This window comes from Neisseria viridiae, assembly GCF_962747995.1.
GTDB lineage: Bacteria > Pseudomonadota > Gammaproteobacteria > Burkholderiales > Neisseriaceae > Neisseria > Neisseria viridiae.
Map to the genome: position 1 here is coordinate 30,744 of NZ_CAUJAJ010000003.1, position 24,652 is coordinate 55,395.

The window sequence follows — 24,652 nt, forward strand, 5'->3', positions numbered from 1 at the left end:
AGATGCCGTCTGAAAACCACGAAACCGGTTTCAGACGGCCTTATATTTTGTTTTTTTTCGGGTGTTTCGGTATGTGAAATCGAGTTTGAAAATGGGTAGGAAAGCAGAGTTTGCCGCCGAGTGCAGCCTTATTTTTAACTATATTGCCATCGATATGAAATCCTGTATGCCGAAACATCTGTAATTTACAAAAAAACTATGGCGTAGAAGCGGATAGCCCTTTAAAATAACGCCTTTACGCATCGAAATCCACCGGAACGCAACATTATGATGAAAAATCGAGTTACTAACATCCATTTTGTCGGTATCGGCGGCGTCGGCATGAGCGGTATCGCCGAAGTCTTACACAATTTGGGCTTTAAAGTTTCCGGTTCGGATCAGGCGCGAAATGCCGCTACCGAGCATTTGAGCAGCCTGGGCATTCAAGTTTATCCCGGCCATACCGCAGAACACGTTAACGGTGCGGATGTTGTCGTTACCTCTACCGCCGTCAAAAAAGAAAATCCCGAAGTTGTCGCTGCGCTGGAGCAGCAAATCCCCGTTATTCCGCGCGCCCTGATGCTGGCGGAACTGATGCGCTTCCGTGACGGCATCGCCATCGCCGGTACGCACGGCAAAACCACGACCACCAGCCTGACCGCCTCCATCCTCGGCGCGGCTGGTCTCGACCCCACTTTCGTTATCGGCGGCAAACTCAACGCCGCGGGTACCAACGCCCGTTTGGGTAAAGGCGAATACATTGTTGCCGAAGCCGACGAATCCGATGCTTCTTTTCTGTATCTGACGCCGATTATGTCCGTCGTAACCAATATCGACGAAGACCATATGGACACTTACGGACACAGCGTTGAGAAACTGCATCAGGCGTTTGTGGACTTCATCCACCGTATGCCGTTCTACGGCAAAGCCTTTTTGTGTATCGACAGCGAACACGTCCGCGCGATTTTGCCGAAAATCAGCAAACCTTACGCCACTTACGGCTTGGACGATACTGCCGATATCTACGCGACCGATATTGAAAACGTCGGTGCACAAATGAAATTTACCGTTCATGTTCAAATGAAAGGACATGAGCAAGAGCCGTTTGAAGTCGTGCTGAATATGCCCGGCAGACACAACGTGCTGAACGCATTGGCAGCCATCGGCGTGGCACTTGAAGTCGGCGCATCCGTCGAAGCCATCCAAAAAGGGCTGCTTGGATTTGAAGGCGTCGGCCGCCGCTTCCAAAAATACGGCGACATCAAGTTGCCAAACGGCGGAACCGCTTTGCTGGTGGACGACTACGGACACCACCCCGTCGAAATGGCGGCAACCCTCGCCGCCGCGCGCGGCGCGTATCCGGACAAACGCCTGGTGCTTGCCTTCCAGCCGCACCGCTATACCCGCACGCGCGATTTGTTTGAAGACTTCACCAAAGTCCTCAATACCGTTGACGCGCTGGTGTTGACCGAAGTCTATGCCGCCGGCGAAGAACCGGTTGCCGCAGCCGACTCCCGCGCCCTTGCCCGCGCCATCCGCGTTTTGGGCAGACTCGAGCCGATTTACTGCGAAAATGTCGCCGACCTGCCGCAAATGCTGATGAATGTTTTACAAGACGGCGACATTGTGCTGAATATGGGCGCGGGCAGCATCAACCGCGTCCCCGCCGCGCTGCTGGAATTGTCGAAACAGATTTGAGGCACACCCGCCTGACAGACGGAACATCATATAAAGGTCGTCTGAAACCGCAAATCAGGTTTCAGACGACCTCTGACAACAAGCATAAAGCAATCAGGAAAGAACAAAAACAATGCAGAATTTTGGCAAAGTGGCCGTATTGATGGGCGGTTTTTCCAGCGAACGAGAAATCTCGCTGGACAGCGGCACCGCCATTTTGAACGCTTTAAAAAGCAAAGGCATAGACGCATACGCCTTCGATCCTAAAGAAACGCCGTTATCCGAACTGAAGGAGCGGGGCTTTCAGACGGCATTCAACATCCTTCACGGTACTTACGGCGAAGACGGAGCTGTTCAGGGTGCATTGGAGCTGTTGGGCATCCCCTATACCGGCAGCGGTGTCGCCGCATCCGCCATCGGCATGGACAAATACCGCTGCAAACTGATTTGGCAGGCATTGGGACTGCCCGTTCCCGAGTTCGCCGTCCTGCACGACGACACTGATTTCGATGCCGTCGAAGAAAAATTGGGCCTGCCGATGTTTGTGAAACCAGCGGCCGAAGGCAGCAGCGTCGGCGTGGTAAAAGTCAAAGAAAAAGGCCGTCTGAAAAGCGTTTACGAAGAATTGAAATACCTTCAGGGCGAAATCATTGCCGAACGTTTTATCGGCGGCGGCGAATATTCCTGCCCCGTCCTGAACGGCAAAGGGCTGCCCGGCATACACATCATTCCCGCAACCGAGTTTTACGACTACGAAGCCAAGTACAACCGAGACGACACCATTTATCAATGTCCTTCGGAAGATCTGACCGAAGCCGAAGAAAGCCTGATGCGCGAACTGGCGGTTCGCGGCGCGCAGGCAATCGGTGCGGAAGGCTGTGTGCGCGTCGATTTCCTCAAAGATACCGACGGCAAACTCTATCTGTTGGAAATCAACACCCTGCCCGGTATGACGAGCCATAGTTTAGTACCGAAATCCGCTGCCGTTACGGGCGTGGGTTTTGCCGATTTATGTATTGAAATTTTGAAGACCGCACATGTGGGATAATGCCGAAGCGATGGAACGGCTGACGCGCTGGCTGCTTGTCATGATGGCGATGCTGCTTGCCGCGTCCGGGCTGGTTTGGTTTTACAATTCGAATCATCTGCCCGTCAAGCGGGTGTCGCTGAAGGGCAACCTGGTTTATTCCGATAAGAAGGCATTGGGCAGTTTGGCGAAAGAATACATCCATGGGAATATTTTGAGGACGGACATCAATGGTGTACAGGAAGCCTACCGCCGGTATCCGTGGATTGCGTCGGTCATGGTGCGCCGCCGTTTTCCCGATACGGTTGAGGTCGTCCTGACCGAGCGCAAGCCGGTTGCACGTTGGGGCGCCCGTGCCTTGGTGGACGGCGAAGGCAATGTTTTTGAAGCCCGTTTGGACAGACCCGGAATGCCGGTATTCAGAGGCGGTGAGGGAACGTCTGCCGAAATGCTCCGCCGTTATGACGAATTTTCGACTGTTTTGGCAAAACAGGGTTTGGGCATCAAAGAGATGACCTATACGGCGCGTTCGGCGTGGAATGTCGTTTTGGACAACGGCATTACTGTCAGGCTCGGACGGGAAAACGAGATGAAACGCCTCCGGCTTTTTACCGAAGCGTGGCAACATCTGTTGCGTAAAAATAAAAATCGGTTATCCTATGTGGATATGAGGTATAAGGACGGATTTTCAGTCCGCTATGCTTCCGACGGTTTACCCGAAAAAGAATCCGAAGAATAGTGGGAACAGGTATCGGACAGATTACGGCCGTGCCGTCTGAAACGGTGCGACGCAAATTTCAATCAGTTTTAAGAGCAGACGAACAATGGAACAGCAGAAAAGATATATCAGCGTACTGGATATCGGTACGTCTAAAGTCCTCGCACTGATCGGGGAAGTTCAAGATGACGACAAAATCAACATCGTCGGTTTGGGGCAGGCTCCTTCACGGGGCTTGCGCGCGGGCATGGTAACCAATATCGATGCCACCGTCCAGGCCATCAGGCAGGCGGTCAATGATGCCGAGCTGATGGCGGATACCAAAATTACCCACGTTACCACAGGTATCGCAGGCAACCACATCCGCAGCCTCAATTCGCAAGGTGTGGTTAAAATCAAAGACGGGGAAGTCACGCAGGCAGACATCGACCGCGCCATTGAAACGGCAAAGGCAATCAATATCCCGCCCGATCAAAAAATTCTCGATGCCGTGGTTCAAGACTACATTATCGACACCCAACTTGGCGTGAGGGAGCCCATCGGTATGAGCGGTGTGCGTCTGGATACGCGGGTGCACATCATTACCGGTGCAAGTACGGCAGTGCAGAATGTCCAAAAATGTATCGAGCGGTGCGGCTTGAAAAGCGATCAAATCATGCTTCAGCCGTTGGCAAGCGGGCAGGCGGTGCTGACTGAAGATGAAAAAGACCTCGGCGTATGCGTCATCGACATTGGTGGCGGAACGACCGATATTGCCGTTTATATGAACGGCGCCATCCGCCATACGTCCGTCATTCCGGCCGGTGGTAATCTGATTACCAAAGATTTGTCCAAATCGTTGAGAACACCTCTCGATGCCGCCGAGTACATTAAAATCCATTATGGCGTGGCATCATGCGATACGGAAGGCTTGGGTGAGATGATTGAAGTTCCGGGCGTGGGTGACCGGACATCGCGTCAGGTTTCCAGTAATGTTTTGGCAGCAATCATCAGCGCACGCATTCAGGAGATTTTTGGCGTAGTGCTGGGCGAGCTGCAAAAATCGGGTTTCCCCAAAGAAGTGCTGAATGCCGGTATCGTTCTGACCGGCGGTGTGTCCATGATGACCGGGATTGTGGAATTTGCCGAAAAAATCTTCGATCTGCCTGTACGCACCGGTGCGCCACAAGAAATGGGCGGTTTATCCGACCGTGTCCGCACACCGCGCTTTTCTACCGCTATCGGGCTGCTTCATGCAGCACGCAAGCTGGAAGGAAACTTGCCGCAGCCGGAAAACGGTGCAGTGCAAGAGAGGGAAGAGGGCGGCGGTTTGTTGGCAAGATTGAAGCGGTGGATTGAAAACAACCTCTGAACAGGTGGATTGCTGTTTGACAGGTGAGAAGTATTTTGCCAGCAGCAAGATACTTCTTATATAATAAATAATGATTTATTTAAACCGTCCTCTGAACGGGGCGAGCAGGAGTTTTTGAATGGAATTTGTTTACGACGTGGCAGAATCGGCAGTCAGCCCTGCGGTAATTAAAGTAATCGGCTTGGGCGGCGGCGGTTGCAATGCAATCAATAACATGGTTGCCAACAATGTGCGCGGTGTAGAGTTCATTAGTGCCAATACGGATGCGCAGTCTCTGGCAAAAAACCATGCGGCGAAGAGAATCCAGTTGGGTACGAATCTGACACGCGGTTTGGGCGCGGGCGCGAATCCCGATATCGGCCGTGCGGCAGCCCAGGAAGACCGGGAGGCCATTGAAGAAGCCATTCGCGGTGCGAATATGCTGTTTATCACGACCGGCATGGGTGGCGGTACCGGCACCGGTTCCGCGCCGGTTGTTGCTGAGATTGCCAAGTCTTTGGGCATTCTGACCGTTGCCGTGGTTACCCGCCCGTTCGCATATGAAGGCAAGCGCGTCCATGTCGCGCAGGCGGGTTTGGAACAATTGAAAGAACACGTCGATTCGCTGATCATCATCCCGAACGACAAACTGATGACCGCCTTGGGCGAAGACGTAACGATGCGCGAAGCCTTCCGCGCCGCCGACAATGTATTGCGCGATGCGGTTGCCGGCATTTCCGAAGTCGTTACCTGTCCGAGCGAAATCATCAACCTCGACTTTGCCGACGTGAAAACCGTGATGAGCAACCGCGGTATCGCCATGATGGGTTCGGGTTATGCCCAAGGTATCGACCGTGCGCGTATGGCGACCGATCAGGCCATTTCCAGCCCGCTGTTGGACGATGTGACGTTGGACGGTGCGCGCGGTGTGCTGGTCAATATTACGACTGCTCCGGGTTGCCTGAAAATGTCCGAGTTGTCCGAAGTGATGAAAATCGTCAATCAAAGCGCGCATCCCGATTTGGAATGCAAATTCGGTGCGGCAGAAGACGAAACTATGAGCGAGGATGCCATCCGGATTACCATTATCGCTACCGGTCTGAAAGAAAAAGGCGCGGTCGATCCTACTCCGGCAAGGGAGGTAGAACCGGTTGCCCCGTCCAAACAGGAGCAAAGCCACAATGTCGAAGGTATGATCCGCACCAATCGCGGTATCCGCACCATGAATCTGACAGCAGCGGATTTCGACAATCAGTCCGTACTTGACGACTTTGAAATCCCTGCGATTTTGCGCCGTCAGTACAATTCAGACAAATAATGCTCCGTGTGCCGTAAACCCATTGCCTCCCGAACCGGTTTGTCCGGTTTGGGAGGTATGTTTTTCAAGATGTTGCAATTCCGTACGGTTTGCGGTCGGCGGATTCAGATTTTTCCACTTGATACAGACTTTCAGATATGGACACTTCAAAACAAACACTGTTGGACAGGATTTTCAATCTCCGGGCAAACGGTACAACGGTTCGCACCGAATTGATGGCGGGTCTGACGACATTTTTGACGATGTGCTACATCGTTATCGTCAACCCCCTGATTTTGGGTGAGACCGGGATGGATATGGGGGCGGTATTCGTCGCTACCTGTATCGCATCCGCCATCGGTTGCTTTGTTATGGGCTTTGTCGGCAACTATCCGATTGCGCTTGCCCCGGGTATGGGTTTGAACGCGTATTTTACCTTTGCCGTCGTTAAGGGTATGGGTGTGCCTTGGCAGGTGGCTTTGGGCGCGGTGTTCATCTCTGGTCTGATTTTCATCCTGTTCAGCTTTTTTAAAGTCAGGGAAATGCTGGTCAACGCACTGCCTATGGGTTTGAAAATGTCGATTGCTGCCGGTATAGGTCTGTTCTTGGCACTGATTTCCCTGAAAGGCGCAGGCATTATCGTTGCCAATCCGGCAACCTTGGTCGGTTTGGGCGATATTCATCAACCGTCTGCGTTGTTGGCACTGTTCGGTTTTGCCATGGTGGTTGTTTTGGGATACTTCCGCATTCAAGGTGCAATCATCATTACCATCTTGACCATTACCGTCATTGCCAGCCTGATGGGTTTGAACGAGTTTTACGGCATCATCGGCGAAGTGCCGAGCATTGCGCCGACCTTTATGCAGATGGATTTTAAAGGCCTGTTTACCGTCAGTATGGTCAGTGTGATTTTCGTCTTCTTCTTGGTCGATCTGTTTGACAGTACCGGAACGCTGGTCGGCATATCCCACCGTGCCGGACTGCTGGTGGACGGTAAGCTGCCCCGCCTGAAACGCGCACTGCTTGCAGACTCTACCGCCATTGTGGCGGGTGCGGCTTTGGGTACTTCTTCGACCACGCCTTATGTGGAAAGCGCGGCGGGCGTATCGGCAGGCGGACGGACCGGTCTGACGGCGGTTACCGTCGGCGTATTGATGCTCGCCTGTCTGATGTTCTCCCCATTGGCGAAAAGTGTTCCCGCTTTTGCTACCGCGCCCGCCCTGCTTTACGTCGGCACGCAGATGCTCCGCAGCGCGAGGGACATCGATTGGGACGATATGACGGAAGCCGCACCCGCATTCCTGACCATTGTCTTCATGCCGTTTACTTATTCGATTGCAGACGGCATCGCTTTCGGCTTCATCAGTTATGCCGTAGTCAAACTTTTGTGTCGCCGAACCGGGGATGTTCCGCCTATGGTATGGATTGTTGCCGTATTGTGGGCACTGAAATTCTGGTATTTGGGTTGATGGTTGTAAGCATCAAATGCCGTCTGAAATTTTCAGACGGCATTTTGTTTGGATTTTGGGCGTACAATACGGAAAACATGACGATAAGGACACAAAACATGGCACAGTTTTTCGCCGTTCATCCCGACAATCCTCAAGAGCGCCTCATCAAGCAGGCAGTCGAAATCATCAATCAAGGCGGCGTGGTCGTTTATCCGACCGATTCGTGTTACGCCTTGGGTTGCAAACTTGGCGATAAGGCGGCGATGGAACGCATACTCTCCATCCGCAAAATCGATCAGAAACACCATCTGACACTGGTCTGTGCCGATTTGAGCGAGTTGGGTACATATGCCAAAATCGACAACGTACAGTTTCGTCAGCTTAAAGCCGCCACACCCGGACCTTATACTTTTATTTTACAGGCGACGAAGGATGTGCCGGCGCGCACCCTGCACCCGAAACGCAAAACCATCGGGCTGCGTATTCCTGATAATGCCGTTGCACAAGCCCTGCTGGAGGAGTTGGGCGAGCCGCTTTTAAGCTGCACTCTGATGTTGCCCGAAGACGGCGAACCGCTGACCGACCCTTATGAAATACGCGACCGTTTGGAGCATGCCGTCGATTTGGTGATTGACGGCGGCTGGTGCGGAACCGAGCCGACCACCGTCATCGACATGACCGACGGTACGGAATTGGTGCGCCAAGGTTGCGGCGATACGGCGGTGTTCGGTTTGTAGGGAAACCGATGCCGTCTGAAACATAAACCGTCCGAACGTATCGGGTGTTTTGCCGTTTACGGAAGTTCGGAATGCCGCCGCACATTTTGTTTCAGGCGGATTGTCTGTTCGGAACATCAAACAAAATGCCGTCTGAAAGCCCTTCAGACGGCATTACCTTGTTTATCTGCATTAATGGCGGAAATGGCGGATGCCGGTTACCACCATGGCGATGCCGTGTTCGTCTGCCGCGTCGAAGACTTCCTGATCGCGCATCGAACCTGCCGGATGGATGATGGCTTTGATGCCCTGCTCGGCAATCACGTCCACGCCGTCGCGGAAGGGGAAGAAGGCATCAGAGGCAGCGCATGCGCCGTTTAAGTCCAAACCTGCGTCCTGCGCTTTGCGGGCGGCGATGCGGGTGCTGTCCACGCGGCTCATTTGTCCTGCACCGATGCCGTAGGTTTGTCCGCCTTTGCCGAACACGATGGCGTTGGATTTGACGTATTTTGCGACGTTCCAGACAAACAGCAAATCGTTCCATTCCTGCTCGGTCGGTTGGCGTTTGGAGACGACTTTCAAATCGGCGCGGTTAAGTCGGCAGATGTCGGGGGTTTGTACCAACAGTCCGCCGCCGACGCGTTTGAGTTCAAAGCGGTTGACACCTGCTTCAAGCGGTACTTCCAATACGCGCACGTTTTTCTTGGCGGCGGCGATTTCGAGGGCTTCGGCGGTGAACTTCGGCGCCATCAAGACTTCCATAAACTGGTTGTCGGTAATCTGTTTCACGGTTGCGCCATCCACTTCGCGGTTGAAAGCGATGATGCCGCCGAACGCGCTGGTGGTGTCGGTGGCGTAGGCGAGTTTGTAGGCGTCCAAGGTATTGGAGGCGATGGCGACGCCGCACGGATTGGCGTGTTTCACGATCACGCAGGCGGGCGCGTCAAAGGATTTGACGGCTTCCCAAGCGGCATCGGCATCGGCGATGTTGTTGTAAGACAATTCTTTGCCTTGCAGTTGTTTGTAGGCGGAAAGGCTGCCTGCGGCGGGGTATACATCGCGGTAGAACGCGGCGCGCTGATGCGGGTTTTCGCCGTAGCGCATGTCTTGCACTTTAATCCAGCTTTGGTTGAACCGGCTGGGAAATTCGCCGATTTCAGGCTCTCCGCTCAAAACGCCGTCTGAAAGCGAGGTCAGGTAGTTGGAAATCATGCCGTCGTATTGGGCGGTATGGCTGAATGCTTTGCGTGAGAGGTTAAAACGGGTTTTGTCGCTCAATGCGCCGTTGTTGGCTTCGAGTTCGGCGGCGATGGCTGGGAAATCGGCGGTGTCGGTAACGATGGCGACGTGTTTCCAGTTTTTCGCGGCAGAGCGCACCATGGTCGGGCCGCCGATGTCGATGTTTTCAATCGCGTCTTCCAGTGTGCAGCCGGGCTTGGCGATGGTGGCGGCGAAGGGGTAAAGGTTGACGCACACAAGGTCGATGTTGCCGATGCCGTGTTCTTCCATCTTGGCAACGTGTTCGTCCAAATCGCGTCGACCCAAAATACCGCCGTGGATTTTCGGATGCAGGGTTTTCACGCGGCCGTCGAGCATTTCGGGAAAACCGGTATAGTCGGCAACTTCAATCACGGGAACGCCCGCATCGGCAAGCAGTTTCGCCGTGCCGCCGGTGGAGAGGATTTCGACACCGAGCTTGTGCAGGGTTTGGGCAAATTCGACCGCGCCTGCCTTGTCGGACAGGCTGATCAGGGCACGTTTGATGACGGACATTGGGGCTTCCTTTTCTGACAGTTGGATGGGGAAAGGGGAACTTTTTCGGGGCGGTATTATCCGCTATTTTCAGTTTTTTGGCAGTAGGTTTTTGCAGATATTGTTGACAATTTATAGTGGATTAAATTTAAACCAGTACGGCGTTGCCTCGCCTTGCCGTACTATTTGTACTGTCTGCGGCTTCGTCGCCTTGTCCTGATTTTTGTTAACCCACTATACAAAGAAATGCCGTCTGAAAACCTTTCAGACGGCATTTGTCGGCATTCATTTGAAGCCCATTTTTCCCGATGTTCCCAATGCCCCCGCCATGCCGATGCACAAAGGCAGCAGCAGGGACAGCGGCGCGTAGGTCAGTTCCAATACGAACACAATGGCGGTCAGCGGCATTTTGAGCGATACGCCGAGAAACACCGCCGCTCCGACGACTGCCGCGCTTTCAGACGGCATTGCGGGGAAAACACTGTTCCACGCGGCTGCGGCGGCAAAGGCGATGGTACTGCCGAGCATCATGGACGGGGTAATCAGACCGCCGTATGCGCCGACGGCAAGCGCCATTAAGACGACCAGCCATTTGACGGCGGTCAGCCCAAGGCTGTGTTGCCAATCGGTCAATCCGCCAAAGGTCAGTTGATTGCCTGCTTTGCCATTGCCCAAAATCTCGGGAAACCAAACGGAAATCACGCCGATGAGTGCAAACATACAGACGGCCAAGGGAATAATTTTGACATTATCGCGCTTAATGAAGGGGAACTTTTGGGCGGTACGCTGGAAAAAGACGGCGGTTGCGCCCAGTATCGGGCCGATGATGGCGGAAAACCAAAGTAATGAGGTGTTGATGGAAAGGTTGGTCGGATGATATTGCTGCACATCGCCCAAGCCGATGCGCGCGACGGCGGTGGCGATGACTGAAGTCAGCAATGCGGCGGCAACCGCCTGCTGCGTCCACAAGCCCAGCATGGCTTCGAGAATAAACAGCGTGGAGGCGAACGGCACGTTATACACCGCCGCCAAACCCGCGCCGGACGCACAGGCAATCAAGAGGCGCATTTCGCCTTCTTCCAAACCCAAGCGTTTGCCGCCTGCGGAAGCAAATGCGGCAGTCATTTCACGCGGGGCGACTTCGCGTCCGAGCGGCGAACCGAGTCCGACCGTTATGATTTGCAGCAGAACATGGAAAACCGTCGTCAGAAACGGCAGCCCCTGCAACGGCTGCTTCAAGGCGGCTTTGATTCCGATTTGCGGCTTGCCGAAACGTTTGAGCAGCCACCAGCCGCCGCCTGCGATCGCGCCGCATAGCGTCAGCACGGCAACGCGCCGCATACCGGAAGCCTGTGCCACGCCTTCGCGGAACGAAGTGTACACGCCGTCCGCGCCATAACCGTATGCTGTGTGTTGTATGAAGTGCATCAGTTCCGTCAGCACAATGCCGACCAAACCGCCGATAACGCCCGCTGCTGCCAGGGCAAACCAAAATTTTCTGCGTCCCACTGTTGTTCCCGCCGTTCAAATGCCGTCTGAAAACCTTTCAGACGGCATCCGTTTCCTATCCGCCTACCTGAACAGGCCGCGTACACGCTCCAAACCGCCGAAGTTGATACAGGTATCGGCGGCTGCCTGCGCTTTCGGTTTGGCACGGTAAGCCACGCCCACGCCCGCTTCTTTGAGCATCGGAATATCGTTCGCACCGTCGCCCACCGCCAACACTTGATGCGGCTGCAATCCGAGGCGGCTGCGGTATTCGCGCAATAAATCCGCCTTTGCCTGCGCGTCGATGATTCTGCCTTTCAAACGTCCGGTCAACCTGCCATTTTCAATTTCCAAAACATTGGCGTGTTGGTATTCGAAGCCGAGTCGTTGTTGCAGCCTTTCGGTAAAAAACGTGAACCCGCCGGACACCAGCAGGAATTTCACATTGTGCCTTTTGCATTCGTCCAACAAAAATTCCGCACCGGGCGAGAGCTTCAAAACGTTTTCATAAACGTCCGCCAAAATCTGTTCGTCCAATCCCGCCAACAGCGCGACGCGGCTGCGTAAAGACTGTTCGAAATCGAGTTCGCCGCGCATCGAACGCTCGGTAATTTCCGCTACTTTGTCTTTTAAACCCACGCCTGCCGCAATTTCATCGACGCATTCGATGGTAATCAGCGTCGAATCCATATCACTGACAATCAAACCGAGTTCGCCGAAATCCATATCCGGCAACACGGCGTGGTCGATTTGACGGCTGCCAAGTAACGCCGCGTCCGCCCCGCTTAAAGAAAACCCTTCTTCAACAAGAAAACGCATACGCTTTTCATCGGCGCAATCAGGTTCGGGCAGGCGTGAGGGGAAGTCGGAAGGCAGGGCTTCGGCGGAGGGAAATTGGAGGACGAGGGCTTGCGGCATAACGGCGGCTCAAAAAATGCGGATTATATAGTGAAACGGCAAAGAATGTTACGGCGGGCGGGACTGCAATCGGAAAACGACTTCAAAAACAAACGGCAGTATGTGTCGGACAACACGGGAAAATGCCGCAACTATTGCCAGCCTGATGAAAATTCGTTATAAGGGGATTATCTAAAATATATTAACATTTGAAGTGAATCGGCTTTAAACCGGTACGGCGTTGCTCCGCCCTGCCCCGATTTAAATTTAACCCACGATACATATAAACAACCCGAAAAAGGATTCAGAGATGAAAATCGGTATCCCACGCGAGTCATTATCCGGCGAAACCCGCGTCGCCTGTACGCCTGCCACCGTCGCCCTGCTGGGCAAACTGGGCTTTGAAACCGTTGTCGAAAGCGGTGCAGGTTTGGCGGCAAGTTTGGACGATGCCGCTTACCAAACAGCAGGCGCAACCGTTGCCGACAAAGCGGCGGTTTGGGCCTGCCCTTTGATTTATAAGGTTAACGCGCCGTCCGAACAGGAACTGCCGCTTTTGAACGAAGGTCAGACCATCGTCAGCTTCCTGTGGCCGCGCCAAAACGAGGCTTTGGTCGAAGCCTTGCGCGCCAAGAAAGTCAACGCGCTGGCGATGGACATGGTGCCCCGCATTTCGCGCGCGCAGGCTTTGGACGCTTTGTCTTCGATGGCAAACATCAGCGGCTACCGCGCCGTGATTGAAGCCGCCAACGCCTTCGGGCGTTTCTTCACCGGTCAAATTACTGCCGCAGGCAAAGTGCCGCCCGCGCAGGTTTTGGTAATCGGTGCCGGTGTGGCAGGTTTGGCAGCAATCGGTACGGCAAACTCGCTCGGCGCAGTGGTACGCGCGTTCGATACCCGCTTGGAAGTGGCGGAACAAATCGAATCGATGGGTGGCAAGTTTTTGAAACTCGACTTCCCGCAAGAATCGGGCGGCAGCGGCGACGGCTATGCCAAAGTGATGAGCGACGAATTTATCGCCGCCGAGATGAAGCTCTTTGCCGAGCAGGCGAAAGAAGTGGACATCATCATCACCACCGCCGCCATTCCGGGCAAACCCGCGCCCAAGCTGATTACCAAAGAAATGGTGGAAAGCATGAAATCCGGCTCCGTCATCGTCGATTTGGCGGCGGCGACGGGCGGCAACTGCGAACTCACCCGCCCGGGCGAATTGTCCGTAACCGGCAACGGCGTGAAAATCATCGGCTACACCGATATGGCAAACCGCCTTGCCGGACAGTCTTCCCAGCTTTACGCCACCAACTTGGTGAACCTGACCAAGCTGTTAAGCCCGAACAAAGACGGCGAAATCACGCTGGACTTCGAAGACGTGATTATCCGCAACATGACCGTTACCCGCGACGGCGAAATCACCTTCCCGCCTCCGCCGATTCAAGTTTCCGCCCAGCCGCAGCAAACGCCGTCTGAAAAAGCCGTGCCTGCCGCCAAGCCCGAGCCAAAACCCGTTCCCCTGTGGAAAAAACTCGCGCCCGCCGTCATCGCCGCCGTATTGGTGCTGTGGGTCGGCGCGGTCGCACCCGCAGCATTCCTGAACCACTTTATCGTGTTCGTCCTCGCCTGCGTCATCGGCTACTATGTCGTCTGGAACGTCAGCCACTCGCTGCACACACCGCTGATGTCGGTAACCAACGCCATCTCCGGCATCATCGTCGTCGGCGCGCTGCTGCAAATCAGCCAAGGCAACGGTTTCGTTACCCTGCTTGCCTTCATCGCCATCCTGATTGCCAGCGTCAACATCTTCGGCGGCTTCTTTGTAACGCGGCGGATGCTGAATATGTTTAGGAAAGGGTAAGCCATGACTTTCGCCTATTGGTGTATTCTGATTGCCTGCCTATTGCCGCTTTTTTGTGCGGCGTATGCCAAAAAAGCGGGCGGATTCCGGTTTAAAGACAACCACAATCCGCGCGATTTTTTGGCGCACACGCAAGGCGCAGCCGCCCGTGCCCATGCCGCGCAGCAAAACAGTTTTGAAGCATTTGCGCCATTTGCAGCCGCCGTTTTGACGGCACACGCAACCGGCAATGCGGAGCAATCGGCCGTCAACACGCTTGCCGGTCTGTTCATCCTGTTCCGCCTCGCCTTTATCTGGTGCTATATCGCCGACAAAGCCGCTATGCGCTCACTGATGTGGGCAGGCGGATTTGCCTGCACCGTCGGACTGTTTGTCGCGGCTGCTTAAAACAGATGCCGTCTGAACAGTTCAGACGGCATCAAAAACAAATCATCGAAAATCGGAGAATTTCTATGTCTTCAGGACTCGTAACAGCGGCGTATATCGTTGCCGCAATTTTATTTATCTTCTCACTGGCGGGGCTGTCCAAGCAGGAAACCGCCAAGCAGGGCTGCTATTCCGGTATCGCCGGTATGGCGGTCGCCCTCTTCGTAACGGTCTTTTCCGACAATACCCATGGACTGGGCTGGATTATCATCGCTATGCTCATCGGCGCGGCAATCGGCATCTACAAAGCCAAAAAAGTAGAAATGACCGAAATGCCCGAACTGATTGCGCTCTTGCACAGCTTCGTGGGCTTGGCAGCCGTTTTGGTCGGCTTCAACAGCTATATCGAGCCGGGCAACGTCGCACACGATATGCACACCATCCACTTGGTCGAAGTGTATTTGGGCATTTTCATCGGCGCGGTAACCTTTACCGGCTCACTGGTCGCATTCGGCAAGCTCAACGGCAAAATCAGCAGCAGCCCGCTGCAACTGCCCGCCAAACACAAGCTCAACGCACTGGCACTTGGTGTATCGTTTGTGTTGCTGCTCGTATTTGTCGGCATTGGCGGCAGCGGCTTCATCCTGCTGATTATGACCCTGATTGCCCTCGCATTCGGCTGGCACTTGGTCGCATCCATCGGCGGCGCAGATATGCCCGTGGTCGTGTCCATGCTCAACTCCTACTCCGGCTGGGCGGCCGCAGCGGCAGGCTTCATGCTCTCCAACGACCTGCTCATCGTTACCGGCGCGCTGGTCGGCTCAAGCGGCGCGATTCTGTCCTACATTATGTGCAAAGCCATGAACCGCTCGTTTGTTTCCGTGATTGCCGGCGGTTTCGGCAGCGACAGCAGCGCGGCATCTTCTGCCGGTCAAGAAGTCGGCGAATACCGCGAAGTCAAAGCCGCCGATGTTGCCGAAATGCTGAAAGGCGCAAGCAGCGTCATTATCACCCCGGGCTACGGTATGGCAGTCGCACAAGCGCAATACCCCGTTGCCGAAATCACCGAGCTTTTGCGTAAAAACGGCACAGAAGTGCGCTTCGGCATCCACCCCGTCGCCGGCCGCCTGCCCGGTCATATGAACGTACTGCTCGCCGAAGCCAAAGTCCCCTACGACATCGTTTTGGAAATGGACGAAATCAACGACGACTTCCCCGAAACCGATGTGGTCTTGGTGATTGGTGCGAACGATACCGTCAACCCTGCCGCCCAAACCGACCCGAACAGCCCGATTGCGGGTATGCCCGTGTTGGAAGTGTGGAAGGCAAAAGAAGTCGTCGTCTTCAAACGCTCGATGAGCACCGGCTACGCGGGCGTACAAAACCCGCTGTTCTTCAACGAAAACAGCGTGATGTGTTTCGGAGATGCGAAGAAAACCGTGGATGACATTCTGTCCGAACTGAAAAAATAATCCGCATGGCGCAATGCCGTCTGAAACCCGATGTTTGAACTGCACCCTGCAAGTCGGACACTATTTCCGACTTGCAGGGTGTAGTTTTTTACGGCAAGCATTCAAACAAATCCAAATCCGCCGATGCTTTTTGACATTCGCCCACACTTTTTCAACAAGGTTGGGTGTGGAGGAAGCAGTACTTTTGCCGGATGGGCGGCATTGCACGAATATATCCGCTATGACAACCACAAGAGGAACAGCTTGAAATTGAAAGGGCTGATTTTGTCCCGGACAGGAAACAGCCCTTGAAAGCCGTTTGATCGAACTGCTTAAAGTTTTTAGGTCAGTCCGATTCAGACGGCATTTTTTTGCGCCGTGCCGTTTAACGCGCCAGCGGTTCGGTGCGTTTGATCAGCCACGCTTTTGCCGCGCCTTCGGTCAGCGGCTCGAGGCGGCGGCGGACTTCGGCGTGGTAGCGGTCGATCCACTCGATTTCGCCGTCGGTCATCAGGGCGGTGTCCATCAGGCGTGTATCGATGGGGCAGAGGGTCAGGGTTTCGAAGTACAAGAAGCTGCCGAACCCGGTTTCCTGCGGGTTGGCGACGGCTTGGTTGGCGGCAAGGTTTTCAATGCGGATGCCCCATTTTCCCGGACGGTAGAGGCCGGGCTCGATGGAGGTTACCATCCCTTTTTTCATCGCGGTTTCGGGCGTGGCGGGGGCGGTGAAGGCGATGCGTTGCGGGCCTTCGTGGACGTTGAGGAAATAGCCTACGCCGTGGCCGGTGCCGTGGCCGTAGTCGCATTGCGCCTGCCACAGGGGTTTGCGGCAAATCGCGTCGATCAGCGGCGAGGGGATGTTTTCGGGGAACACGGCTTCGGCAAGCGCGATATGGGCTTTGAGAACGAGCGTGTTGTCGCGTTTTTGTTCTGCTGTGGGCGTGCCGACGGGGACGACGCGGGTGATGTCGGTCGTGCCGCCTTTGTATTGCGCGCCGGAGTCGATGAGCAGCAGACCGTCGCCCTTAATGACGCTGTGGCTTTCGGGCGTTGCGCTGTAATGCGGCAGTGCGCCGTTGGCGTTGAAGCCCGCGATGGTGTCGAAACTCAAGGACACAAAACCCGGGCGCGCGCTGCGGTGGCGGTAAAGCATCGTATCCACGTCGATTTCGGTCAGGCTGCCGCCCTTGCCGATGATGTCTTCAAACTCGGCGAAGAAACCGCACAAAGCCGCACCGTCTTGTTCCATCGCTTCGCGGATATGGGCGATGTCGGCTTCGGATTTGCAGGATTTGAACAGCATGGACGGGTTGGTGCCTTCAATCAGGTGCACGCTTTCGGGCAGGCGCACAAGCGTGCTGACGGCGGTTTTGTTCGGCTCGATGAGCAGCGCGCCGCCGATTTGCGCGAGTTTGCCGGCAACTTGGGCGTAAGGCTCGACCGTGATGTCGGCGGTTTGCAGCGCGGCGGCGGCTTCTGCGTTCAGACGGCATTGTTCGGTAAACAGGACGGCGCTGTCTTTGCCAATCAGCAGGAAGGACACGAAAACAGGGTTGAAAGGCACGTCGCTGCCGCGCAGGTTGGTCAGCCAAGCGATGTCGTCAAGCGAGGAAACCAAGTGGTAATCCGCGCCTTTTTCCGCCATCACGGCGCGCACGCGGGCGAGTTTCTCGGAGGCGGTTTCGGAGACGTAGTCGGGGTCGTGGATGAATACCGGTTCGGCGGGGAGGGTGGGGCGGCTGCTCCACACTTGATTCAGTAAATTATCCGGGTGTTCGATGCGGATGTTTTTGGCGGCTAGGGTTTGCGCCAAAGTGCGTTTGCCGGCGAGCGACACCATATCGGATGGGATGCCGACGGCGGCGTTTTCGGGCAGGTTTGCCGCAAGCCATTCGTTGTACGGCGGCACTTGACCGCTTTTTTGCAGCTCGATGCCGCTGCCCGCAAGCTGTTTGGCGGCTTGTTCCCAATAGCGGCTGTCCACCCATACGCCCGCTTCATCGGTGGTAACGACGAATGTGCCGACCGAGCCGGTAAAGCCCGACAATTCGCGGCGCGCCTGCCAATGCTCGGGCAGGTATTCGGACAGGTGGGGGTCGGCGGAAGGGATGACGAGTGCGTCCAAGCCTTGCGCCTTCATGGCTTCGCGCAATGCGGACAGGTAATTCGATACGGTATTCATGAACGGATTCTCCAGAGAAAGTGTAAGGTTTCAGACGGCATGGCGGCGTACCGGCTGGGGAAATGTAACCATCTTATCAAATCGTTTGCCGACTGCAAAACGCGTTCAGGGGTTTGAAAGTATATTTTGTACGGTAAAAAGCGATGCAAGGCTATTTGTTGTAAACTTTCAGGCATAAAATGCCATATTGCATGTTTTTCTGAAAATAATTGGGAAAAATCAGGAATATTAGGGTGTAAAGTTTCAATAAGCCGGTTTGGCGTGTATTTAGATTACGTTAAAATACGCATTTTTATATCAGCAATACGGAAAAATCATGTCCGAACAACATATTTCGACTTGGAAAAGTAAAATCAATGCATTGGGGCCGGGTATTATGATGGCATCGGCGGCAGTCGGCGGTTCGCACCTGATTGCCTCCACACAGGCAGGTGCGCTTTACGGCTGGCAGCTCGCGTTGATTATCGTCCTGACCAACCTCTTCAAATACCCGTTTTTCCGCTTCAGCGCGCATTACACGCTGGATACGGGTAAAAGCCTGATTGAAGGTTATGCGGAGAAAAGCCGCATCTACCTGTGGGTCTTTTTGATTTTGTGTATTGCTGCCGCGACGATTAATGCGGGTGCGGTTGCCATTGTAACCGCCGCCATCGTCAAAATAGCGATTCCCTCGCTGACACTGGGTATCGGCGCAATCTCCGCGCTGATTATGGCTTCCTGCCTGATTATCCTGGCGAGCGGACGCTACAAGGCTTTGGACAATGTTTCCAAAATCATCATCGTCAGCCTGACGGTTGCCACGGTTGCCGCCGCCGGTATCGCCATGTCGCGCGGTATGCAGATGAAACCCGATTTTATCGAGCCGACACCGTGGACGCTTGCCGGTTTGGGCTTCCTGATCGCGCTGATGGGCTGGATGCCTGCGCCGATTGAAATTTCCGCCATCAATTCTTTGTGGGTTACGGAGAAACAGCGTCTCCAACCTTCCTCTTATCATGACGGGATTTTTGATTTCAACGTCGGTTACATCACCAGTGCCGTGCTTGCCGTCGTCTTCCTTGCCCTGGGTGCGTACGTGCAATACGGCAACGGTGAAGAAGTGCAGATGGCCGGCGGCAAATATATCGGACAACTGATCAATATGTATGCGGTAACCATCGGCGACTGGTCGCGTCCGCTGGTGGCGTTTATCGCTTTTGCCTGCATGTACGGTACGACGATTACCGTTGTTGACGGTTATGCACGCGCCATTGCGGAACCTGTGCGCCTGCTGCGCGGCAGTGAGAAAACCGGCAACGCCGAACTCTTTGCCTGGAATATTTGGGTGGCGGGCAGCGGTTTGGCGGTGATTTTCTGGTTTGACGGCGTAATGGCGAATCTGCTCAAATTTGCCATGATTGCCGCCTTTGTGTCCGCCCCTGTGTTCGCATGGCTCAACTACCGTCTGGTCAAAGGAGACAAACGGCACAAGCTTACCGCAGGTATGAATTTCCTTGCCATTGTCGGCTTGCTCTACCTGACCGGATTTGCCGTTTTGTTCCTGTTGAACCTTAGCGGACTTTTGGCATAGGTTTCAAAATCTGAATGCCGTCTGTAATATTTTCAGACGGCATTGCCCTTTCCTAGAAAAAAACACCGACATCGCGTAAAATATGCGCAAATTTTGTGATTCAATCAGGTCGTCTGAAACAGATTGCGCCTGATTTATTTTTCCGGAAAATACCATGAGCGAACAAAACCATCCGCAAACCGAGCCGCAGTTGGACGAAAACCAAATCATCGCCCTGCGCCGTGAAAAACTGCACAACATCCGCCAACAGCGCAACGCCTACCCTAACGATTTCAAACGCGACAGCTTTGCCGCCGATTTGCACGCCCAATACGGTGAAATCGGCAAAGAAGAACTCGACCCGCAAGCCGTTCCTGTCAAAATTGCCGGACGCATGATGCTCAAACGCCAAATGGGCAAAGCGAGTTTTGCCACCATTCAAGACGTGTCCGGGCAAATCCAGCTTTATCTGAACAACAAAGGCGTGAGCCAAGAAGTTTTGGACGACTTCAACCACTGGGACCTGGGCGACATCGTCGGTGCGGAAGGTACTTTGTTCAAAACCAACCACGGCGAATTGACCGTGCGCGTGTCCGACATCCGCCTGCTGTCCAAATCCCTGCGTCCGCTGCCCGACAAACACAAAGGCTTGAGCGATCAGGAAACCAAATACCGCCAACGTTACGTCGATTTGATTGCCAATGAAGAATCGCGCAATACCTTCATCAAACGCAGCCAAATCATCCAATCCGTGCGCAATTTCATGGTTAACGAGCATTATCTCGAAGTCGAAACCCCAATGATGCACCCGATTCCCGGCGGCGCGACGGCAAAACCCTTCGTGACCCATCACAATGCTTTGGACATCCCGCTCTACCTGCGTATCGCGCCCGAGCTGTATCTGAAACGCTTGGTGGTCGGCGGCTTGGAACGCGTGTTTGAAATCAACCGCAGCTTCCGCAACGAAGGCATGTCCGTGCGCCACAATCCCGAATTTACGATGATTGAATTTTACGAAGCCTTCTCCGACTACGAACGTATGATGCAGATGGCGGAAGACATCATCCGCAATGCATCGCGCACGGTAAACGGTACGGCAAACATCACTTACAACGGCAAAGAAGTCGATTTGGAAAGCCCGTTCGAGCGTCTGACTATCCTCGAAGCCATCAAAAAATATAATCCGCACTACACCGACGAGCAGTTGAACGATGCGGAATGGCTGAAAAAAGAAATCGTCAAACACGGCGAAAGCCTGCCGCCGTCTCCCGGCATCGGCAGCCTGCAACTCTCCCTGTTTGAAGGTTGTGCCGAGGGCAAATTGTGGAACCCGACCTTTATTGTCGATTACCCGGTCGAAGTTTCCCCGTTGGCACGCGCATCCGATACCAAACAAGGTCTGACCGAACGTTTCGAATTGTTCGTTGTCGGCCGTGAACTGGCAAACGGCTATTCCGAGTTGAACGACCCCGAAGACCAAGCCGAACGCTTCAAAGCGCAAGTGGCACAAAAAGACGCAGGCGACGACGAAGCGATGCACTACGATGCCGACTACATCCGCGCCATGGAATTCGGCCTGCCGCCGACCGGCGGTTGCGGTATCGGCATCGACCGCCTGGTGATGCTGCTGACCGATTCGCAAACCATCCGCGACGTGATTCTGTTTCCGCAGATGCGTCCCGAGTAATCATAAAAACAGTTGAAATAGAAATGCCGTCTGAACCCGATTGGATTCAGACGGCATTTTGTATGGCGGTACGGATTTATTCGGTTTCCAACTGACCGACCCATTCGGACAAGGCAGTCAGGCGTTGTTCGGATTTCGCCACGAACGGGTTTTCGGTATCCCACGCGTAGCCTGCCAAAATCGAAGAAAGCATACGGCTGATTTCCGGGCTGCGGTCGGGCGCGTACACGACGTTTTGGAAGCGGAAATCATACCAGCCGTCCACATAGGTGCGGAACGTGTCCACGCCGATCATCAAGGGTTCGGCAAATTCGGTTTGCCAATCGGCGGCTTCGCCTTTGAGTTGTTTTACCAACAGATCGGCGGCAAGTTTGGCGGAGTGCAGCGCGATGGTTACGCCCGACGAGAACACGGGATCGAGGAACTCGGCGGCATTGCCCAATAGCGCGAAATGCCTGCCGTGCAGCGATTTCACATTGGCGGAATAGCCTTGGATGGAGCGGAACGGAAAATCGTTTTCCCAGACGGCTTTGTCCAAAATTTCTTTCAGCATCGGGCATTCGTAAACAAATTTTTTCAACACGGTTTCCGATTCGCCGACAAGTTTGTCGGGTGTGCCGACCACGCCGATGGAACAGCGGTTGCCGCCGAAGGGAATCAGCCAAATCCACACGTCGCGGTGTTGCGGGTGGGTGGTAATCAGGATTTTGTTGCGGTCGAATTTCGGGTGGGTGATGTTGTCGTCGATGTGCGTGAAATGCGCTTGGCGCGGCGGCAGGTGCGAGGGCGTTTCCAAATCCAGCAGGCGCGGCAGCACGCGTCCGTAACCGCTTGCGTCCAAGACGAATTTCGCGGTCAGTTCATAGCGCTTGCCGGTGTCGGTTTCGATGTTCAAGCGGGCAAAATCGCCGCTGTTGTCGAACGCGGTTACACCGTGCCCGAAACGTACTTCAACGCCTTGTTTGGCGGCTTCGCCAATCAGGATTTTGTCGAACACGGCGCGGCGCACTTGATAAGTCGTGCCGGGGCCGTCTGAAAATTTATCGGTAAAGTCAAATTCCGTATAACGGCTGCCCCACGAAAACGCCGCGCCGTTTTTTAACTGAAAGCCGGGCTCGGCGCGCACGGCATCGGCAAATCCGGCTTCTTCCAGCATTTCCATACAGTGCGGCAGCAGGCTTTCGCCGATGACGAAGCGCGGAAAGTGCTGTTTTTCCAACACGCAGACTTGATAACCTTTTTTGCGGAGCAGGGCGGATGCGACCGAGCCTGCCGGACCTGCGCCGATTACGGCGACATCGAATTGGGTGGACATTGGGAAATCCTGATGGTTTGAGTGGAAAAGGAAATGATATTGTACAGGCGGCAAATGCCGTCTGAAACTGTTTGCGGAAGAAATTTATCCGGTATGGGCGGTTGCTCCCAATGCGTCAGTCCGGTTTGAAAAATGCCGTCTGAAACGGAAATGTTCAGACGGCATTTGATTTTCAGGGCTATTTTACGCCGTAACGCGGTTGGAGCAGGGCGCACGTCCGGTGTTCCCGGCGGCTTCGGCGGCTGCGTCCGGCAATTTTTCCGCAGGCCGCGCCCGCATCGTTTGCCGCATTTTCCGGCCGGGTGTTTTTTTCGCGTTGCGCTTTGGCGGATTCGTAGCGGTTGCGTTGTCTCGGTTCGCTTGTTTCGGTTTTTTCCGGTTTTGAGCCTTCCTGTTCCCACCATCGGGGCTCGAAGCCTTCGATGCGTTCGATGAGCAGCTTGTTGCCGGTCAATTCTTTGATGGCCTCAAACATTTTCTGTTCGGATTCGTCCATCAGGGAAATCGCCACGCCGTCCGCACCGGCGCGCCCCGTGCGCCCGATGCGGTGGACGTAGTCTTCGGGCTGGGTGGGCATTTCGTAATTGATGACGAAGGGCAGTTCGGCAATATCCAGGCCGCGTGCGGCGATATCGGTTGCGACAAGTACGCGCAGGCTGCCGTCTTTGAAGGCATTGAGTGTTTCGAGCCTACTTTGTTGGGAACGGTCGCCGTGTATCGCCTGTGCGGACAGGTTGCGGCGCACCAGTTCGCGCGTTACGCGGTCGACGCTTTGTTTGGTTTTGCAGAACACGATGACCTGATTCATATGCAGATCGACAATCAGGCGTTCGAGCAGGTTGCGCTTTTGGAAGGTATCGACGGCGATGATGTGTTGTTCGACGTTGGCGTTGGTGGTGTTTTGCGCGGCAACCTCGACGGTTTCGGGCGCGTTCATGAAGTCTTGCGCCAGTTTGCGTATCGGGGCGGAGAAGGTGGCGGAAAAGAGCAGGGTTTGGCGTTGGCGGGGCAGCATCTGCATGATTTTGCGGATGTCGTCGATAAAACCCATATCCAGCATACGGTCGGCTTCGTCCAAAACGACGATTTCGACTTTGTTCAAATGGATGTTTTTCTGTTTCACGTGGTCGAGCAGCCGTCCGACGGTGGCGACGACGATTTCGCAGCCGGCGCGCAAATCGGCGGTCTGTTTGTCCATATTCATGCCGCCGAACAAGACGGTATGCCGCAGCGGCAGGTTTTTAATGTAGCCCTGCACGTTTTGGTCGATTTGGTCGGCAAGTTCGCGCGTGGGGGTGAGGACGAGCATACGCACGGGGTGCATCGCGGGCGAGGTGCTGGCGGTGGCGTAACGTTTGAGGCGTTCCAGACTGGGCAGCATAAAGGCAGCAGTTTTGCCTGTGCCGGTTTGGGCGGCGGCTAGTAAATCATGACCGGCGAGTGCTTTGGGAATGGCGGCGGCTTGGATGGGCGTCGGGTTTTCGTAACCTTGCGCGGTCAGTGCGGAAACGAGTTCCGTACCCAAACCTAAAGAGGAAAATGGATTACTCATGATTGTAGTCTTTCTTTCAGACCTTATGCCGTCTGAAGCGGGAAACCGATAGGATGGGGAAAGTATAGTGGATTAACAAAAATCAGGACAAGGCGGCGAAGCCGCAGACAGTACAAATAGTACGGAACCGATTCACTTGGTGCTTGAGCACCTTAGAGAATCGTTCTCTTTGAGCTAAGGCGAGGCAACGCCGTACTGGTTTTTGTTAATCCACTATAAACTGCCCTCCTGTGAGTGGCGGGGCAGGGAATCTGTGTGCGGATTATGCCATAAAACGGTGCACGCCCCAATCGCGGGCGCGTCCGGAGATTGGAAATCCTGCTTAAAAAATGTACAATGGCGTACTTTTTTGAAACGCGGGCCCAT

The 24,652-nt window shown here is 54.5% G+C and carries 18 protein-coding genes; 12 read left to right on the forward strand and 6 right to left on the reverse strand.

Annotated features, from left to right (window positions below; genetic code table 11):
- The first annotated feature begins 267 nt into the window (after positions 1-267).
- The 7 genes from murC to Q9J79_RS03015 all read left to right on the forward strand — a co-directional run bounded on the left by murC (position 268) and on the right by Q9J79_RS03015 (position 8,216).
- Positions 268-1,677, forward strand: a complete 1,410-nt coding sequence (murC, locus tag Q9J79_RS02985) for a UDP-N-acetylmuramate--L-alanine ligase (RefSeq protein WP_301912320.1) — start codon at positions 268-270, stop codon at positions 1,675-1,677.
- Positions 1,678-1,789: 112 nt separating this feature from the next.
- Positions 1,790-2,704: a D-alanine--D-alanine ligase gene (locus Q9J79_RS02990; RefSeq protein ID WP_301912319.1), complete on the forward strand. Its 915-nt coding sequence runs from the start codon at positions 1,790-1,792 to the stop codon at positions 2,702-2,704.
- On the forward strand, positions 2,694-3,422 hold the full coding sequence (locus tag Q9J79_RS02995) for a cell division protein FtsQ/DivIB (protein ID WP_301912318.1): 729 nt from the start codon (positions 2,694-2,696) through the stop codon (positions 3,420-3,422). Before Q9J79_RS02990 ends, Q9J79_RS02995 begins: the two co-directional genes overlap by 11 nt.
- 85 nt (positions 3,423-3,507) lie before the next feature.
- A complete protein-coding gene (gene ftsA, locus Q9J79_RS03000) occupies positions 3,508-4,752 on the forward strand; it encodes a cell division protein FtsA (RefSeq protein WP_304685273.1) in 1,245 nt (414 codons plus the stop codon).
- Positions 4,753-4,870: 118 nt separating this feature from the next.
- Positions 4,871-6,049 (forward strand): cell division protein FtsZ, encoded by a 1,179-nt coding sequence (gene ftsZ / locus Q9J79_RS03005; protein WP_118997649.1) that lies wholly within the window; start codon positions 4,871-4,873, stop codon positions 6,047-6,049.
- A 137-nt stretch (positions 6,050-6,186) separates the two neighbouring features.
- Positions 6,187-7,497, forward strand: coding sequence for an NCS2 family permease (locus Q9J79_RS03010; RefSeq protein WP_301912316.1), 1,311 nt, complete (start codon positions 6,187-6,189; stop codon positions 7,495-7,497).
- A gap of 98 nt (positions 7,498-7,595) precedes the next feature.
- Positions 7,596-8,216, forward strand: coding sequence for an L-threonylcarbamoyladenylate synthase (locus tag Q9J79_RS03015; protein ID WP_301912315.1), 621 nt, complete (start codon positions 7,596-7,598; stop codon positions 8,214-8,216).
- Between the two features lie 171 nt (positions 8,217-8,387).
- Here the strand turns inward: Q9J79_RS03015 and purH are convergent, their stop codons facing one another.
- From purH to serB, 3 genes are all read right to left on the reverse strand, one after another.
- On the reverse strand, positions 8,388-9,968 hold the full coding sequence (gene purH, locus Q9J79_RS03020) for a bifunctional phosphoribosylaminoimidazolecarboxamide formyltransferase/IMP cyclohydrolase (RefSeq protein ID WP_301912314.1): 1,581 nt from the start codon (positions 9,966-9,968) through the stop codon (positions 8,388-8,390).
- Positions 9,969-10,232: 264 nt separating this feature from the next.
- The gene (locus Q9J79_RS03030) at positions 10,233-11,456 is read right to left on the reverse strand and encodes a chloride channel protein (protein WP_301912313.1); all 1,224 of its coding nucleotides are present in this window, start codon (positions 11,454-11,456) and stop codon (positions 10,233-10,235) included.
- A gap of 63 nt (positions 11,457-11,519) precedes the next feature.
- Positions 11,520-12,353, reverse strand: coding sequence for a phosphoserine phosphatase SerB (serB, locus tag Q9J79_RS03035; RefSeq protein ID WP_301912312.1), 834 nt, complete (start codon positions 12,351-12,353; stop codon positions 11,520-11,522).
- Between the two features lie 289 nt (positions 12,354-12,642).
- Between serB and Q9J79_RS03040 the strand changes: the two genes are divergently transcribed.
- The 3 genes from Q9J79_RS03040 (at position 12,643) to pntB (ending at position 16,022) form a co-directional block, all read left to right on the forward strand.
- Positions 12,643-14,184 carry a Re/Si-specific NAD(P)(+) transhydrogenase subunit alpha gene (locus Q9J79_RS03040; protein ID WP_301912311.1) on the forward strand — a complete coding sequence of 514 codons (1,542 nt, stop codon included), beginning with the start codon at positions 12,643-12,645 and terminating at the stop codon, positions 14,182-14,184.
- A 3-nt stretch (positions 14,185-14,187) separates the two neighbouring features.
- Positions 14,188-14,571, forward strand: a complete 384-nt coding sequence (locus Q9J79_RS03045) for an MAPEG family protein (protein ID WP_301912310.1) — start codon at positions 14,188-14,190, stop codon at positions 14,569-14,571.
- Positions 14,572-14,636: 65 nt separating this feature from the next.
- A complete protein-coding gene (gene pntB / locus Q9J79_RS03050; RefSeq protein ID WP_301912346.1) occupies positions 14,637-16,022 on the forward strand; it encodes a Re/Si-specific NAD(P)(+) transhydrogenase subunit beta in 1,386 nt (461 codons plus the stop codon).
- Positions 16,023-16,386: 364 nt separating this feature from the next.
- On the opposite strand, the gene Q9J79_RS03055 is transcribed toward pntB, so the two are convergent.
- Entirely contained in the window at positions 16,387-18,183 is a 1,797-nt protein-coding gene (locus Q9J79_RS03055; RefSeq protein ID WP_301912309.1) for an aminopeptidase P family protein, read from the reverse strand.
- Between the two features lie 316 nt (positions 18,184-18,499).
- Here Q9J79_RS03055 and Q9J79_RS03060 point away from each other — a divergent pair, with 316 nt between their 5' ends.
- Entirely contained in the window at positions 18,500-19,753 is a 1,254-nt protein-coding gene (locus tag Q9J79_RS03060) for an NRAMP family divalent metal transporter (RefSeq protein ID WP_304685272.1), read from the forward strand.
- 154 nt (positions 19,754-19,907) lie between these two features.
- A complete protein-coding gene (lysS, locus tag Q9J79_RS03065) occupies positions 19,908-21,419 on the forward strand; it encodes a lysine--tRNA ligase (RefSeq protein ID WP_025457552.1) in 1,512 nt (503 codons plus the stop codon).
- Positions 21,420-21,495: 76 nt separating this feature from the next.
- Here the strand turns inward: lysS and Q9J79_RS03070 are convergent, their stop codons facing one another.
- On the reverse strand, positions 21,496-22,734 hold the full coding sequence (locus tag Q9J79_RS03070; RefSeq protein WP_304685271.1) for an NAD(P)/FAD-dependent oxidoreductase: 1,239 nt from the start codon (positions 22,732-22,734) through the stop codon (positions 21,496-21,498).
- Between the two features lie 178 nt (positions 22,735-22,912).
- Positions 22,913-24,286: a DEAD/DEAH box helicase gene (locus tag Q9J79_RS03075; protein ID WP_304685270.1), complete on the reverse strand. Its 1,374-nt coding sequence runs from the start codon at positions 24,284-24,286 to the stop codon at positions 22,913-22,915.
- Positions 24,287-24,652 lie beyond the last annotated feature (366 nt).